Below are 13,530 nucleotides of genomic sequence, written 5' to 3' on the forward strand. Positions count from 1 at the left end.
ACACTAGAAACTCCATGCAGAGAATCGTCAATCTTTGTCGAGCACAAGTGTGCTTCGTTCCTCAGGATGACTAGCTAGACAGAGGATCTTCAGTGGCAAATCTAAAATCCAAACTCAACAATCTAAAATAAAAAAATCCCAAACTCTTTTTAGAATTTGGGATTTATAATATTGTATTTTAGAAAATTAGATTTTCTTCATTTGTTCTTTCATCATAGAGATTTGCTCTTTCAGCATACCTTGTTTGTCTAATTTTTTAGCTTCGTTTAATAAATTAGTCGCTTCCAATTTTCTTCTGCGTGACATTGCAACTCCTGCAAGGTTTAATTTAGCTACAGCCAAATCCATATCCATTGATAATCCAAGTTCGATTGCTTTTTTGAAATGTTTCTCCGCTTGGTTAATATTGGTTTGAGATAACATGATACCTTGTAAATAATTTAAGTATCCTTGTTGTTTTCTTACTAATGCATCTTCTGGATTTTTGATATATGATAACCATTTATTAGCACCTTCAAAGTCTTGTTTTCTTAATTTAAGGAAGGCTAAAAGGATAAATTCATTTTTAAAATAAAGAAAAATTGGAATTGCAGTCAATAAGATAAGGAATATACCATTCCCAATATTACTTTCTGTAAATTGCCAAATGCCCGCCACTACAAGAAGTCCGGCCAAAATAAGTTTAATATTCTTGTGAAACATAATTATTGTAAATTTGTGATTGCAAAGATAGTAAAAGGAATTAAAAATATTTTTATAAAAGTACTTGCCAGAAAAAAAAGTCTTTGTATATTTGCACTCGGTTTTTGAACAACGATATCCAAAACCAAATAAACGAGTTAATAGATACCATTTTTAAAGATACAAAGCAATGAGCAAAAGAACGTTTCAACCATCGAAAAGAAAAAGAAGAAATAAGCACGGATTTATGGACAGAATGGCTTCTGCGAATGGAAGAAAAGTTCTAGCGCGTAGAAGAGCAAAAGGAAGACATAAATTAACTGTTTCTAGCGAGCCTAGACACAAAAAATAATGTTTGTATAAACATACATAAGGCGATTACTTTTTTAGTATCGCCTTTTTTTATACCTTGTCGGTAAAAAATCTCTCAACTTTCTAGTTTATAGTGCACTAGAAAAGTTTTTTTAAATCGTAAATAACTACACAATACATACAAAATGCCTAAAGACACATCAATAAAATCAGTTTTAATAATAGGTTCAGGACCTATTGTTATTGGCCAAGCTTGCGAATTCGATTATGCGGGATCTCAATCTGCACGCTCGATTCGTGAAGAAGGAATTGAGGTTATCTTGATTAACTCGAATCCAGCGACGATTATGACCGACCCATCTATGGCCGATCATATTTATTTGAAACCTTTAACGACAAAATCGATTATTGAAATTCTTAAGGAACATCCACAAATTGATGCAGTTTTGCCAACAATGGGAGGACAAACTGCTTTGAACTTGTGTTTGGAAGCTGAGGAAAAAGGAATCTGGCAAGATTTCGGAGTGAGATTAATCGGTGTTGATGTAAATGCTATTAATATTACTGAAGACAGAGAACAGTTTAAGCAGCTTTTAGAAAGAATAAATGTGCCAACTGCACCTGCAAAAACAGCTACTTCTTACCTTGAAGGAAAAGAAATTGCTCAGGAATTTGGTTTCCCGCTTGTAATTCGTCCTTCGTTTACATTAGGAGGAACTGGAGCAGCTGTGGTTTACAAAAAAGAAGATTTTGATGAGCTTTTAACTCGTGGACTAGAAGCTTCTCCAATTCACGAAGTTTTGATCGATAAAGCTTTAATGGGATGGAAAGAATACGAATTAGAGCTTTTGAGAGATAAAAACGATAATGTTGTAATTATCTGTTCTATCGAAAATATGGACCCAATGGGAATTCATACTGGAGATTCGATTACAGTTGCGCCAGCAATGACTTTGTCTGATACAACTTTCCAAAAATTACGTGACTATGCTATCTTAATGATGAGAAGTATCGGAAATTTTGCTGGAGGATGTAACGTACAATTTGCAGTTTCACCAGACGAAAAAGAAGATATCGTAGCCATCGAGATTAACCCTCGTGTATCTCGTTCTTCTGCTTTAGCATCAAAAGCAACTGGATATCCAATTGCAAAAATTGCTTCTAAACTAGCTTTAGGATACAATTTAGATGAGTTGCAAAACCAAATTACAAAATCGACTTCAGCTCTTTTCGAACCAACTTTAGATTATGTAATCGTAAAAATACCACGTTGGAACTTCGATAAATTTGAAGGTTCAGACAGAACTTTAGGTCTTCAGATGAAATCTGTAGGTGAGGTTATGGGAATCGGACGTTCTTTTCAAGAAGCACTTCACAAAGCAACTCAATCTTTAGAGATAAAGAGAAATGGTTTAGGAGCTGATGGAAAAGGATACAAAGATTACGAATTGATTATCGATAAACTGACTCACGCAAGTTGGGATCGTGTATTCGTAATTTATGATGCAATCGCAATGGGAATTCCGTTGAGCACAATTCACGAAATTACAAGAATCGATATGTGGTTCTTAAAACAATACGAAGAGCTTTATACTTTAGAAAAAGAAATCTCAAACTACAAAGTTTCTGATCTTCCTAAAGAATTATTGCTTGAAGCGAAACAAAAAGGTTTTGCTGACAGACAATTGGCTCACATGATGAATTGTTTAGAAAGTGAAGTGCATTCTTTACGTATGAACATGAACATCAACCGTGTGTTCAAATTGGTTGATACTTGTGCGGCTGAGTTTAAAGCTAAAACACCTTATTACTACTCAACTTTTGAGGCAGAAATCGAAAAAGCAAATGGAGAGCGTTATGTAGATAACGAAAGTATCCTGACAGATAAAAAGAAAGTAATCGTTCTAGGTTCTGGACCAAACAGAATTGGACAAGGAATTGAATTTGATTATTCTTGTGTACATGGAGTTTTAGCAGCTAAAGAATGTGGTTATGAAACGATCATGATTAACTGTAATCCTGAAACGGTTTCTACAGATTTCGATACAGCTGATAAATTATACTTCGAGCCAGTTTTCTGGGAGCACATTTATGACATTATCCAACACGAAAAACCAGAAGGTGTAATCGTGCAGCTTGGTGGTCAAACAGCTCTTAAATTAGCAGATAAATTATCTAAATACGGTGTAAAAATTATCGGAACTAGTTTTGATGCACTTGACTTAGCGGAAGACAGAGGAAGATTCTCAGATTTATTGACTGAATTAAATATTCCTTTCCCAAGATTCGGAATCGCTGAAACGGCTGATGAAGCTTCGAAATTAGCAGATACTTTAGATTTCCCACTTTTAATTCGTCCTTCTTATGTACTAGGAGGTCAAGGAATGAAAATTGTAATCAACAAAAAAGAGCTTGAAGAGCACGTTATCGATTTGTTGAAAGCAATTCCAGGAAACAAATTGTTACTAGACCACTACTTAGCTGGAGCAATCGAAGCTGAAGCTGATGCGATCTGTGATGCTGACGGAAATGTTTACATCATCGGAATTATGGAGCATATTGAGCCTTGTGGAGTTCACTCTGGAGATAGTAACGCAACATTGCCTCCTTTCAACTTAGGTGAATTTGTAATGCAGCAAATTAAAGATCATACGCATAAAATTGCTAGAGCTTTAAAAACTGTAGGTTTAATCAATATTCAGTTTGCGATTAAAGACGATACGGTTTACATCATCGAAGCAAACCCAAGAGCTTCTAGAACGGTTCCGTTTATTGCGAAAGCTTACGGAGAGCCTTATGTAAACTACGCTACAAAAGTAATGTTAGGTCATAATAAAGTAACTGACTTTGATTTCAATCCACAATTAAAAGGATACGCAATCAAACAACCAGTTTTCTCTTTCAGCAAATTCCCGAACGTAAACAAAGCGTTAGGACCAGAAATGAAATCTACAGGAGAAAGCATCTTGTTTATTGATGACTTGAAAGACGATCAATTCTACGAATTGTACTCTAGAAGAAAAATGTATTTGAGTAAATAATCTCAAATTCTAGTATAAAAGAAAAGCTCCAATGAAAATTGGAGCTTTTTTATATTTATCTTAAAAAGATATTGAAAGTTAAATCATATTTTTAGTATATTCTTCTCTGGCACTATTATAATTAAAATATCTGTTTTCGTTTGTGATCCATGAAAAATTTAAACCGATGATATTATTGTATTTTTCTCGATTATTATAATTTCCAATATATTTATCATCTTCAAGTACAATCGAATCTTTTTTTATTTCTCCATTTATCACTGCAATGTAAAAATCATCGTCAGGAATATCTGCCCATTCTGTATAATATCGAATTGAAAAATTTTTTAATTCATAGGTTTCAATAATGTCAACTATTGATGTAATATTATCTTCATAATCGGTCGAATTTGTTCGAATATCATAAATTGGGAGTGTCTTTAAATATTGTAAATATTCTTTTATAGTATTAAAATTATCAGCTTCTTTAATGAAATATTCAATTGTATTCCCGCTTAAATTTAAAGGTATAATTACGATATTCTCTTCAAAAAAATGAACTAAATTTTTATTGTATTTATTCTTTTCGTTGGTTACAATTGCGCAAATTTTTTGCCCCATAAATTTTCTTGTTTATTAGCTTTGATATTGATTTTATAATTTCAATATACAAAAAGCTCCAATGAAAATTGGAGCTTTTTGTACTTTAAGTGGTTATGAATTTTTATTCACTTTGACCGAAGTTCATATTGTCTCTAGTATTTTTCTGAACTGAAATTGCACCGAACAAAGCTAATAGAAAAGCAAAAGCATAAAAACCTTTTTCGCTTGGAAGAATCGTTGCATTCCAAAGTCCAACAACTAAAAGAACGATTGAAAGTAAAGTTCCAAACCAGCAGATTCCGTAATATATATCGGTTACAGGAAGTTTTTCAAGACGGTCTCTAACACTTTTTTGTAATGAAACAACAGCAAAAAGGCCGAACATTAAAACAGTGAAATAATATCCTTTTTCGTTTAATAGCATTTCAGCTCTGGCAAGTCCAACAATAAAGCCAACTGTTCCTGCTCCAAGAGCAACCCAAGATGCCGCGATAAAGGCATTTGATGTTTTTTGTATCATAATTTATTATTTTGGTAAGTGGCAAATATAATTAAATTAGATTCAGAACAAAATAATTAGTAACTGTTTTGTTCAGTAAAATCTCTCAAATAAGTAAAAAGAAAAAGCTCCGTAATCGGAGCTTTTCTCATTTAAAAAGTAAGATGTTTTTATTTTTTAAGCAATTGTTCTAAAGGTTTTAGTTGCTCCATGTCTATTTTAGATTTCTGTAAAACAGACATTAAAGTCATAATGTTATTTGGATTCATATCTTCGCCTAACACACGAACTACTGCAAAACCATTTTCTTTTCTGTTGGCAAAAATGACAAACTCTTTTATATTGTCATCACTTCCAACATAGCTTACAGAGGCACCATCTTTTCCAGATCCAATCTTCATCAATTCTTGATATTTCGGATCTTTTAATATGGCTTTTACTTTGTTTCTTTCTGTTTCAAACTCTGCCTGATTATTTTGATCCGCTTTAAAAGCTAGAATATTCATTTTGTCAAACGAATTTAAAGCTTCACTTTGTTCTGCTGATAATGTTGCTTTATCAACATTTAGAATAGTTGGTGAAACATCTAATGAAATAAAATCTTTTTTCTCTGAATTTTCGACAAAATATTTTTGAAGTGAAGGTTCAGAATTACAGCTCCCTAAAGTTAGTAGAGCTGTAAGTGCTATGATGAAGATATTTGTTCTCATTTTATTTTTTGCCTTTTGAAGCTTTTTTTAAATCTGTTCCTCCAGGAAGCTGCATCTTATCTGTTAATACTGAGATTTCGTTTAGATCAAAATTACCAGTTAAAGATAATAAAACAGTTTCGTCGTTTTTGGCACCATCGACATACATTAAAAGTTCTTTTATCTGTGTATCGGTAGCACCAGATTTTACCATAATTCGAACGTTTTTTCCACCGTCATTTACTCGCATTAATTCTTCTAGACCGGCAGTTTTTACATATTTGTCAGCAGTAGCTTTCATGTCTGCTTCGATTTTCGGATTTTTAGTGGTAAACACTTTTAGATAATCCAATTTTTTAATTAAAGCAATATATTGCTGTGTCTCTTTATCAGACGGGTCAGATTTTACTTTGCTCATTAAATCGAACATTTTTTTGTTTACAATTACTGAAGTTACATCATCCTGACCATCAAATTTGTCAAAAGCACCTTGTGCATAAAAAGTGGTGGAAACGAATGCGAAAACTAAGGTTATAATGAAATTTCTCATGATTATTTTTGTTTAATTACTGTTTAAAAATTTTGTTTTTTGATTGTTCGTATTCTTTAATGTACTGTACACTTTCAATACCTACATTAACATTGTTTGATAATAAAGCCAAAGCCTTTTGAGTTGCTTTTAAGGCTTCTTCGGGATCATCGTAAGTTCCTAATTCTGTTTGCGAAGCTACTGCAGTGGTATCATTTTTTTCGCTAACAAAAAAGTAAGTTCCGATGCCTAGCATAACAACAGCAGAAGCCGCAATCGATAACCACGCTACGTTGCGTTTTTTAGATTGTAGTGGAATCTCATACGTCGATTTCTGTTCTTTTGCTTGAGAGAAATAGCCAAACATAGGTTTGTATTGCTCCAAATGCTGCGCAACATTTGATGAAGAAAAATATTCTTTTAATTGATTTTCTTCGGCAATAGAAGTTTCTCCCTGAAAGTATTTTTCTAATATCTCTTCTATTTTATTTAGTTCCATAAAGGTGTGTATTTGTCATTGATTCTCTAATTTTTTTTCTTGCTCTCGAAAGCGCCACTCGAATTGCGGTTTCATTCATATTTACAATTTTGGCGATTTCTTCAAATTCATATTGTTCAACATCCCGAAGCTGAATTAATAGCTGCATCTGTTCGGGCATCTCGTTTATAATTTTTTCGACCCATTCTAAACTATCTTGATCCTCTAATTTTTTGTCCAATTGTGGCTGCCGATCGGTAAAATTATTATGGACAATCTGCAGATTGCTAGCTCTTTTAGATTTTAACTGATCGAGACAGTAGTTTTTGGTCATGGTCATAGCCAATGCTTCAACACTATTGTAACTTTCGAGATTATCTTTTTTGTTCCATAATTTTACCATTACTTCCTGAGTCGCATCTTCTGCTTCTTCAGTACTTGTAAGCAATCTTTTTGCCAGACGAAAAACTTTGTCTTTAAAAGGATTTATTAATTCTATAAATACAACTTGGTTCATTAATCTGATGGTTAATCGTTAGCTTATATATTCAAGACGAGGCACAATTATATTTGTTACAGCAAAAAAGAAAATATTTTTTTTATGTAAAAAAAATACTGCTTTAACAATAAAGCTTAAACTAAAGATACTACTTTTACGTTTATTCAGAATATAGATAACCTACACGATATGAAAACAACTTTAAAGAGCGTTCTTTTTCTCTTTTTATTCGCTTTTTCTTTACAGTCTTGTGAAGATCAGGACGATGTAGCTGCTCCAGCTGACCTGCAGATTAATAATTTTATATGGAGAGGATTAAATGAAGTTTACTTATGGCAGCAAGATGTTCCAAATCTAGCTGATGGCCGTAATTTGCAACCAGATTTTAATCAGTTTTTAAGAGGATATTCTCATCCCGAAGATTTATTTCAAGATTTATTAAACAGACCAGTTAGTAAATATCCTAACGGAGATGCTATTGATCGTTTTAGCTGGATTGTTGAAGATTATACTGTTCTAGAACAGGAATTAAGTGGTGTTACTAAAAATAATGGTGTCGATTTTAGGTTAAGCCGAGTTTCTTCGACATCAAATGATGTGGTGGGTTTTGTGCGATACATTATTCCAAATTCTGATGCTTCTACTAAAGCAATTAAACGTGGCGATTTGTTTACTAGTGTAAACGGGACGAAACTTACTATTTCTAATTATCAGCAGCTATTATTAAATCAGGATAGTTATACTTTAGATTTGGCAGATTATAATGGAACGAGTTATGTTCTAAACGGAAAATCAGTTGCCTTGACTAAAACTGTTTTAGAAGAAAATCCTATTTTCATTAATAAAGTGATTACTTCTGGAAGCCATAAAATTGGTTATTTGATGTATAATGGTTTTTATTCAAGTTATGACGATAGATTAAATCAGGCCTTTGGAGAATTAAAATCACAAGGAGTTACAGATTTGATTTTAGATCTTCGATATAATGGTGGAGGAGCGGTGCCTTCTGCTATAAGACTTTCTAGTATGATCACGGGACAATTTGATACTCAGGTTTTTGCAAAAACGCAATTTAATGCTAAGTGGATGAAAGATATGACTGCTGATGATTTAGAAAGCTTGAATTACAGATTTGTGAATAATATTGATGGTAAACCATTAAACAGTTTAAATTTAACTACGGTTTATATTATTACTACAGCAAGTACAGCATCTGCGAGTGAATTGGTTATTAACGGATTAAAGCCTTATGTTAATGTAGTTCAGGTTGGAGAAACTACAATAGGTAAAAATGTTGGTTCGTATACAATTTATGATTCTGAAACTCTTTTTACTAAAAAAGGAATTAATCCAAATCATAAATATGCGATGCAGCCTCTAGTTTTTAAAATCTCAAATTCTGCAGGTTTTGGTGATTACCAGCAAGGTTTACAGCCTACTTATCCGCAGCTTGAACATGTGAGCACTTATGGTGTTTTAGGAGATACCTCTGAGCCTTTGCTTAATCTGGCTATTTCTAAAATTACAGGGTCTACAGCCAAAAGAACTCTTAATGATAATTCTGAGCCGGATACTCCTTATTTGACAGATTCAAAAATCATTAACGGATTAAGACACGGAATGTACATTCAAAATCCATTAAAAAATTAAAATACAATAAATAGAAAAGGCTTTCATATCTGAAAGCCTTTTCCATAAAAAAAACAAAAACTAATTCTAAGTATAAATTAATCGTTAAAGTAGAATCCGTTTGGACCAACACCAACAGTTAATTCTTTTAATAAACTTCCGCTGAAGTTATAAATATATGCTTTGCTGTCTGTTTTAAAGTTTCCTCCATCTGAAAGGAAAACGCGGTTGCCTTTAACTGCAAATCCGTAAAGGTATCCAATATCTGAAGTAGCTGTGAAAAGTGGGCTAGCAGAAGCTGTTGTTGCAGCCGTATTAATTGAGTATACTGAGTTTCCTACTGTATAATAAACTTGGTTGTTTTCGATGTCTAAATATCCGGCAACTCCTTGAGATTCTGGAATTTCAATTTTAGAAACTGATTTGTCAGAGATTTTAACTTTTATAATTTCGCTGCTTTGTGTAAAAGAAGGACGTAAGATAAAAAGCGTTCCATTTTCTTCCTCAATAGAATCTGAGCCAGAACCAATTGTTATTGGAGCTTCTAAAGCTTTTGTGTTGATATTGTAAATTGAAAGCTTGTCACTACCGATAGGATCTGTAATGTATAATTTTCCGCTTTCTTCAACAATTCTATTTCCAGTTGTATTTAAGTTGATTTTAGATTCAACAAGATTTGTTGCTAAATTAATAATAGCAATATAATCATCTGTAACAGAATCATATGAATTTGCATTTGTTACATAAGCTTTGCCATCTTTTACAACACCATATCTTGGATTAGCCAATCCGCTGTCAACTTTAGCGATTAGCTTAAAAGTATAACGGTTTACAATGTTTATTACATTAGATCCGCCAGCAATTATATACGCTCTGTCTCCGCTGAAAAAGATGTTTTGAGCAAATTTCCCAAGTACATCAGATCCATTTTCTGCTTTATAAGCGTCTTTAGTAAAAATGCTGAAATCATCGCTAGAAAATGATACCGTTCCAGCATCTGTGCTTCCTTCATTTAAAATAAAAAAACCATTGTCGTAAGCACCTTTTGGGCCATCGTTGTCATCGCTTGAACAAGAAGCAAATAACGAGATGCTTAACGCTATTAAAAGTAATTTACTAAACTTCATATATTAAAATTTTAAGGTTAAATACATATTGAAATTGCGACCTGGCATTGGTCTGTTTTCTAGACTTTCGTAGTCTTTATTAAAAAGGTTTAAGACCTGAAAACCTACTTTGAAAGAATCTAAGAATTTAAGATCATAATCAATTCCGATATTTGAAATCGTATAATCATTAATAATTTCATCTGGATTATTATCGGCTCTCGTGTAAACAAAACCATTATAAAGAATTTGATAATAAGCACTTATTTTATTTCGAGAATACGAAAATGCTCCTGTTGCTTTATTAAACGGAACGAAAAATATTTGATTTTTCGTTTTTTCGTCCTGTGAGATTGTATAGGCGTAAGTGGCATTTAAGGCAAAAATGTTTTTACCATAACTTTTTTTCCAGCCTAGTATGGTTTCTGTACCATAACTATTTACTTTGTCTTGATTTTGTGGAGTCCAAATACCATTTGCTCCTGGAACCCATTGCAGCATATCAGTAATTTTCATGTAATAAAAATTCTGCGTCCAGGTCCAATTTTTGAATGTAAAGACATTGCTAATTTCTCCTTGATATGAGCTTTCAGGTTTTAAGTTCGGATTTCCTCCTTCGTCCCAATATAAATCGTTGTAAGTTGGAATTCTAAAGTTTCTAGAGACATTCAGTTTTAGATTGTACCAATCGTTGAATTTATAAGAAGATCCTAAATTGAATAAAACGGGCGATTTGTAATTGTTGGTAAATTCTTTCCTAACACCTAATTCGTTTTTCCAATTAGTGCCAAAATCTTGTCTAATCAACAAAGCAGCAGAACTTATTTCGCGAATATGACTCCCAAAGCTGGTTCCGTAGCCATTTGTTCTACTGTAATCTACAATTCCGTTTACATGAGTTGCTTTAAATAAATGATAATCGATATCTAACTTCGTGATTAAATTTTCAGTCTTTCCGTAACTATAATTTTTTAAAGAATTATCAGCAAAATATTGATAGTTTTCAAAAATGTAAGCGGTTTTGAAATTAGTTTTAAGTTTTCCGAAACTTCCATCGTATTCCAATAAGTTTCGGTTAAATCCATTTATGTATTTGCTTTTGGTTTCAGATTCTACTACTAACGAAGTATTACGGTCGGTGTTTGAACTCTGACTGTAAAGCTTTAAAATATGATTTTCGTTGAATTTATATCCAGCATTAGCACTCAACGTAATAATGTCATATTGTCCATTCTGATTCCATCTTTGTTCACCTCTCCAAGTATATCGATTTAAATATTTATAATCGTTTGTCGAGCTGTTTTTCGATAATCCGATTTGAGCACTCCATTTTTTATTTGATATGGAAGTTTTATAATTAATCCCAATCGTATTAAAACTTCCGTAGTCTAGTCTTAAATTATTCTCAAAACGATTAGAAAACAACAAATCGTTATTTAAATGAACCGTTCCTCCAACTGCGCCACTTCCGTAGATAACACTTCCGCCACCCGCTTTTACACTTATAGAGTTGTAGTCTGCACCCGAAATAGTATTAAAATCGGTGCTTCCGTTCATTTGAGAATTAATGTTAATTCCATTCCAGATAACTGCTGTTTGAGAAGCAGTCGTTCCTCTAAAAGCTACAGTAGATAACATTCCACGTCCGTATTCTTTAAAGTAAATCGTAGAATTAAAGTTTAATAAATCGGTTAGAAGAGCTTCGTTTTTATTAATTACCGAATCATTTAATTTTAAAACAGATTGCGAAACCGAGTAATTTTTTAAATTTTTGTCTGAAACTAATACTTCTTTCAAACTGGTAATAGAATCGCTTTGCGCCGAAAGAATTTGGCACATCACAAAAGAACAAAAAGCAAAAAGTCGTTTTAAAGTCATAATTCCTTCACTCTTTTTCCCGAGAGTTCGATAAATTGTTATAAAGGCAGGTCTCCTGGCTTGCGTCTTGCTGTTTACCTTCCCATTCGCCTCGGCGGAACAGTGGTGATGTAGTTACAGCAAGCATTCATTTTTTTGAACTAAGCTTACAGTTGCGGGTACAGCTCAAGAATTTACTTGATTCCCTTTTAATGTGTTTTTAAATTTAAAACACAACCTTAATTTGCTGCAAAGATAAAGTTAAAAATATTGATTATTCAAATTTGTTTTATGTTTCATGAAAAATTATAAATAATTTGCATTAAAAATCGATTTTTATAACTTCTCCGAAATCAACTTTATTATTGAAAGCTTCTTTTAAGGGTAATGAACTTTGATGGCATAAAATGCTTCTGATGATTCCGGCATGAGCAACAATTACAATTGGCTGGTTAATTTTTGAAATTTTATCAGATAAAAAATTACCAACTCTTTCGTGTAATTCAACAAAGGATTCTCCGTTTGAAACTTTTATATTCACAAAATCTTCCATCCAAGGATTAAGTTCTTCAGACGGAATTTCGTTCCAGCTTTTCAATTCCCAATCGCCAAAATTCATTTCCTTTAAACGTTCGTCTTCCTGATACGAAATGGTTTTAATATTTTCTTGAATATGTTTTGCTAATGTAACGCAACGCTTTAGTGGACTCGAAAAAATAATTGCCTCAGAAGGAAGTTCAGAAATAATTCTGTCAAAGATTTCATTAAAAGGAACAGCAATATCAACGTCCGATTGTCCATAACAGATTCCTTTTTCACAGACCGTTTCGGTATGGCGAACTAGATAAATTTCCATAAGAATAAAATGCTTAAGTAAAATACCACTTCGCAAACTTGTTGTGTAGCGCCAAGACAATCTCCAGTATAACCGTCAATCCATTTTTGAAAATATCGCGCTAAAAAATATCGCGTTATAAAAACAGGAATTATGGCAAGAAGAAGTTTTAAATCGAAATAAGAAAATACAATTAGTGGAATCAAACCAAAAAAGAAAGAGCCAAAAACTTCTTTCCAAGTATATTGTTTCGCAATTGGTTTGCTTTTGCTAGAAGCATCATCACGAGAATATTCGTGTGTAAAAATAATGCTTATTGCTGCGAGACGACTTAGTGAATGAGCAGAAATGAATAAAAGGAAAATTAGTAAAATATTATTAGTAAAAAGTAAAATGGATTCTGAAAGGAGTTTGAATTTTAAGAGAAAAAGCAAAACCAATCCGATTGCTCCATAAGCACCAATGGCGCTGTCTTTCATAATCATTAAGATTTTTTCTTTGGTCCAGCCTCCGCCAAAACCATCACAGACATCGGCAAATCCGTCTTCATGAAAGGCTCCGGTTGTTAATATAGAAGTAATAATTGCCAATATAACAGCAATTTCTGTTGAAAGAAAAAATGAAAAAAGATAAAAAGCCAGAAATGAAATACTCCCTACAATCCAACCAATAAAGGGGAAATATCTTGTAGCTTTATTTAAATAATCTGGATGATGCGTAATGTTTTTTGGGCACGGAATTCTGGTGTAGAACATCAAGCAGGTGAAGAATATGTGTAGTTCTTTTTTCATTT

The 13,530-nt window shown here is 32.8% G+C and carries 14 protein-coding genes and 1 riboswitch; of the genes, 3 read left to right on the forward strand and 11 right to left on the reverse strand.

What is annotated here, in order from left to right:
- Nucleotides 1-186 precede the first annotated feature (186 nt).
- Nucleotides 187-702, reverse strand: a complete 516-nt coding sequence (locus tag LPB248_RS15695; RefSeq protein WP_177212262.1) for a DUF2892 domain-containing protein — start codon at nt 700-702, stop codon at nt 187-189.
- A 169-nt stretch (nt 703-871) separates the two neighbouring features.
- On the opposite strand from LPB248_RS15695, the gene rpmH reads away from it, so the two are divergent.
- Nucleotides 872-1,033, forward strand: coding sequence for a 50S ribosomal protein L34 (gene rpmH, locus LPB248_RS15700; protein ID WP_008464848.1), 162 nt, complete (start codon nt 872-874; stop codon nt 1,031-1,033).
- A gap of 145 nt (nt 1,034-1,178) precedes the next feature.
- Nucleotides 1,179-4,034, forward strand: coding sequence for a carbamoyl-phosphate synthase large subunit (gene carB, locus LPB248_RS15705; RefSeq protein ID WP_177212263.1), 2,856 nt, complete (start codon nt 1,179-1,181; stop codon nt 4,032-4,034).
- A 78-nt stretch (nt 4,035-4,112) separates the two neighbouring features.
- On the opposite strand, the gene LPB248_RS15710 is transcribed toward carB, so the two are convergent.
- The 6 genes from LPB248_RS15710 to LPB248_RS15735 form a co-directional block, all read right to left on the reverse strand.
- Nucleotides 4,113-4,634 (reverse strand): hypothetical protein, encoded by a 522-nt coding sequence (locus tag LPB248_RS15710; protein WP_177212264.1) that lies wholly within the window; start codon nt 4,632-4,634, stop codon nt 4,113-4,115.
- Nucleotides 4,635-4,737: 103 nt separating this feature from the next.
- Nucleotides 4,738-5,136 carry an inner membrane protein YiaA gene (yiaA, locus tag LPB248_RS15715; protein ID WP_095929516.1) on the reverse strand — a complete coding sequence of 133 codons (399 nt, stop codon included), beginning with the start codon at nt 5,134-5,136 and terminating at the stop codon, nt 4,738-4,740.
- Nucleotides 5,137-5,285: 149 nt separating this feature from the next.
- Nucleotides 5,286-5,825: a DUF4252 domain-containing protein gene (locus tag LPB248_RS15720; RefSeq protein ID WP_177212265.1), complete on the reverse strand. Its 540-nt coding sequence runs from the start codon at nt 5,823-5,825 to the stop codon at nt 5,286-5,288.
- A 1-nt stretch (nt 5,826) separates the two neighbouring features.
- A complete protein-coding gene (locus LPB248_RS15725) occupies nt 5,827-6,354 on the reverse strand; it encodes a DUF4252 domain-containing protein (protein WP_177212266.1) in 528 nt (175 codons plus the stop codon).
- Between the two features lie 16 nt (nt 6,355-6,370).
- The gene (locus LPB248_RS15730) at nt 6,371-6,832 is read right to left on the reverse strand and encodes a hypothetical protein (RefSeq protein ID WP_177212267.1); all 462 of its coding nucleotides are present in this window, start codon (nt 6,830-6,832) and stop codon (nt 6,371-6,373) included.
- Nucleotides 6,819-7,328, reverse strand: coding sequence for an RNA polymerase sigma factor (locus tag LPB248_RS15735; protein ID WP_177212268.1), 510 nt, complete (start codon nt 7,326-7,328; stop codon nt 6,819-6,821). Before LPB248_RS15735 ends, LPB248_RS15730 begins: the two co-directional genes overlap by 14 nt.
- Before the next feature lie 171 nt (nt 7,329-7,499).
- Here LPB248_RS15735 and LPB248_RS15740 point away from each other — a divergent pair, with 171 nt between their 5' ends.
- Entirely contained in the window at nt 7,500-8,960 is a 1,461-nt protein-coding gene (locus LPB248_RS15740; RefSeq protein WP_177212269.1) for a S41 family peptidase, read from the forward strand.
- A gap of 77 nt (nt 8,961-9,037) precedes the next feature.
- On the opposite strand, the gene LPB248_RS15745 is transcribed toward LPB248_RS15740, so the two are convergent.
- From LPB248_RS15745 to LPB248_RS15760, 4 genes are all read right to left on the reverse strand, one after another.
- Nucleotides 9,038-10,066, reverse strand: coding sequence for a YncE family protein (locus LPB248_RS15745; RefSeq protein WP_177212270.1), 1,029 nt, complete (start codon nt 10,064-10,066; stop codon nt 9,038-9,040).
- A gap of 3 nt (nt 10,067-10,069) precedes the next feature.
- Entirely contained in the window at nt 10,070-11,923 is a 1,854-nt protein-coding gene (locus LPB248_RS15750) for a TonB-dependent receptor plug domain-containing protein (RefSeq protein WP_177212271.1), read from the reverse strand.
- 27 nt (nt 11,924-11,950) lie between these two features.
- A riboswitch (cobalamin riboswitch) is annotated at nt 11,951-12,159 on the reverse strand.
- Nucleotides 12,160-12,224: 65 nt separating this feature from the next.
- Nucleotides 12,225-12,758, reverse strand: a complete 534-nt coding sequence (cobC, locus tag LPB248_RS15755; RefSeq protein ID WP_177212272.1) for an alpha-ribazole phosphatase — start codon at nt 12,756-12,758, stop codon at nt 12,225-12,227.
- Complete coding sequence (locus tag LPB248_RS15760) at nt 12,743-13,528, reverse strand: adenosylcobinamide-GDP ribazoletransferase (protein ID WP_177212273.1); 786 nt, start codon at nt 13,526-13,528, stop codon at nt 12,743-12,745. Before LPB248_RS15760 ends, cobC begins: the two co-directional genes overlap by 16 nt.
- Nucleotides 13,529-13,530: the final 2 nt, after the last annotated feature.

The organism is Flavobacterium sp. LPB0248, from assembly GCF_013388355.1.
Classification (GTDB): domain Bacteria; phylum Bacteroidota; class Bacteroidia; order Flavobacteriales; family Flavobacteriaceae; genus Flavobacterium.

Coding starts and splice junctions, on each gene's coding strand:
- LPB248_RS15745 (WP_177212270.1), bottom strand. CDS start 10,066: ATGAAGTTTAGTAAATTACTTTTAATAGCGTTAAGCATCTCGTTATTT.
- LPB248_RS15730 (WP_177212267.1), bottom strand. CDS start 6,832: ATGGAACTAAATAAAATAGAAGAGATATTAGAAAAATACTTTCAGGGA.
- LPB248_RS15695 (WP_177212262.1), bottom strand. CDS start 702: ATGTTTCACAAGAATATTAAACTTATTTTGGCCGGACTTCTTGTAGTG.
- rpmH (WP_008464848.1), top strand. CDS start 872: ATGAGCAAAAGAACGTTTCAACCATCGAAAAGAAAAAGAAGAAATAAG.
- carB (WP_177212263.1), top strand. CDS start 1,179: ATGCCTAAAGACACATCAATAAAATCAGTTTTAATAATAGGTTCAGGA.
- LPB248_RS15725 (WP_177212266.1), bottom strand. CDS start 6,354: ATGAGAAATTTCATTATAACCTTAGTTTTCGCATTCGTTTCCACCACT.
- LPB248_RS15750 (WP_177212271.1), bottom strand. CDS start 11,923: ATGACTTTAAAACGACTTTTTGCTTTTTGTTCTTTTGTGATGTGCCAA.
- LPB248_RS15735 (WP_177212268.1), bottom strand. CDS start 7,328: ATGAACCAAGTTGTATTTATAGAATTAATAAATCCTTTTAAAGACAAA.
- LPB248_RS15710 (WP_177212264.1), bottom strand. CDS start 4,634: ATGGGGCAAAAAATTTGCGCAATTGTAACCAACGAAAAGAATAAATAC.
- LPB248_RS15760 (WP_177212273.1), bottom strand. CDS start 13,528: ATGAAAAAAGAACTACACATATTCTTCACCTGCTTGATGTTCTACACC.
- LPB248_RS15720 (WP_177212265.1), bottom strand. CDS start 5,825: ATGAGAACAAATATCTTCATCATAGCACTTACAGCTCTACTAACTTTA.
- cobC (WP_177212272.1), bottom strand. CDS start 12,758: ATGGAAATTTATCTAGTTCGCCATACCGAAACGGTCTGTGAAAAAGGA.
- yiaA (WP_095929516.1), bottom strand. CDS start 5,136: ATGATACAAAAAACATCAAATGCCTTTATCGCGGCATCTTGGGTTGCT.
- LPB248_RS15740 (WP_177212269.1), top strand. CDS start 7,500: ATGAAAACAACTTTAAAGAGCGTTCTTTTTCTCTTTTTATTCGCTTTT.